2 protein-coding genes and 1 pseudogene are annotated in these 1,518 nt (G+C 63.0%); all 3 read left to right on the top strand.

Annotation, left to right across the window (positions count from 1 at the left end; genetic code table 11):
* Positions 1-368 (top strand): annotated as a pseudogene (locus tag ACW9H9_RS28540) (type VI secretion system tip protein VgrG); the annotation flags it as partial.
* Between the two features lie 6 nt (positions 369-374).
* A complete protein-coding gene (locus ACW9H9_RS28535; protein WP_457346671.1) occupies positions 375-1,256 on the top strand; it encodes a DUF4123 domain-containing protein in 882 nt (293 codons plus the stop codon).
* Positions 1,253-1,518, top strand: a 266-nt coding sequence (locus ACW9H9_RS28530) for a toxin VasX (protein WP_457370497.1), incomplete at its 3' end; no start/stop codon positions are given. The genes ACW9H9_RS28535 and ACW9H9_RS28530, both read left to right, overlap by 4 nt.

Here is a 1,518-nt window from a genome sequence, read left to right as displayed (position 1 = left end):
ACCTGAGCGTTGCGGTGAATCAGCACATCAAGATCGGCACGGGCCAGTTCATCGAAGCGGGGCAGGAAATCCACCTGAGCAGCGGCATGAAAATGGTGATCGAGGCCGGCAGCGAAATCACCTTCAAGGCCGCCGGCAGCTTTATCAAGGTCGACGGCAACGGCGTGACCGTCAGTGGCCCGGTGGTCAATGTGAACTCTGGCGGCGTCCCCGGCAGTGGCACGGGTGCCTTGCCGCTCTTGCCAGGGCCTTTACGACCCGCCGATAGGGACAAACCCGGTGCGCTGCTGGTCGCGGCGCAGCGGCACGCCTTGCTGCGCGCAACGCCGCGTTGCGAGATTTGCGAAGGCCCAGGCCGAAAAGGATAAGAACCGATGAACACGACGCCTCAGGCCAATTTTCTGCTGATCGACGGTGTGCTGCGCCCCGATGCCATTGCCCGCTTGTACCTGCAAGACGAACCGCTCGACATAGCCCCGTTATACCTGGGCACACGTTGGTCAGACCTGCATGATCTCGGCCCGATACTGGTGGGTGTTCAAGCAGGCTCCCGCCTGCTCGGTAAAATCCTCAAACAGACAATCGCGCCTCCGGATACCTGCCTGTTGTACAGTCGGGCCCCCCTGAATGCGGTAGCAAATCACTTGCGACGCTTCCTCGCTCCACCGGATGCGCTGGGCAGCAGCGGTTTGCTGCGCTTTGCCGACCCATTGGTGGCGCGTCATTGGCTGGGCAGTTATCAAGGCGCGCATTTGGACGGCGTACTGGGCCCGATAGAAACCTGGCATGTGCCCGACCTCCGACATCGCTGGGAGCCTGTGGCGCCGGGCGCGTGGCAAAGGTTTGTGCGTGCCGCGCCGCTTCTTGAGGGTGGCGAAACCCCTGTTCATCTGGGCGATAGGCAACTCGCCGCGCTGGAGCACGCTGCACGCTGGCGATTCACGGAGCGGCTGTACGACAGCTTTGTGCAAAGCCATGCCGAACACCTCGGGCGCATCGATCACCGCCAGCTGGCCCGATGGTTCGACACGTGCCTGGATGAGGCGCACGCCTGGGGCCTTGTCAGTGAGCGCAGCCTCGCGGTCTGGGTCGAACACAGCCTGCGTTGGGGGGCGGGGTTCATAGGTCGAGCCGATGGCCCCTACCAACAATGGCTGGCCCGAACGCCCGACGCGCTGAAACTGCCCCCCGAGCGGCGTTTGCAGCAAATGGACAACGCCTGTCTCGTCGTCGAAATGAACAAGGAAGTGCGATGAACCCGCCCGTCACCGATGCCCAACTGCGAAGGGCCAGGCGCAACCAAGCCTTCACCAACGCCCCGATGGCCATGGGGCAGTGCGCCTTGATGGCGGCAGAAGTCGCCCTGTTTCCGGTGCGTTATGCGCTGGACGAGTCGCCGTTGCACAAGGGCGATAACCAAGGACCTCATCCTCTCCCCAAAGGCTGGTCAAACACGCCACCCGCCCTGAAAACCCGCAGCTACACCCTGCGCCAACTGCGCGATGGTTGGGTGTATGT

It is taken from the genome of Pseudomonas sp. SDO5215_S409 (genome assembly GCF_054071325.1).
The sequence above is the reverse complement of the archived record's forward strand: the minus strand, read 5'-3'. Positions and strand labels throughout refer to the sequence as shown.

Bases quoted from the DNA above. Each gene is read 5' to 3' on its own strand.
- ACW9H9_RS28535 (WP_457346671.1), top strand. From the start codon at position 375: ATGAACACGACGCCTCAGGCCAATTTTCTGCTGATCGACGGTGTGCTG.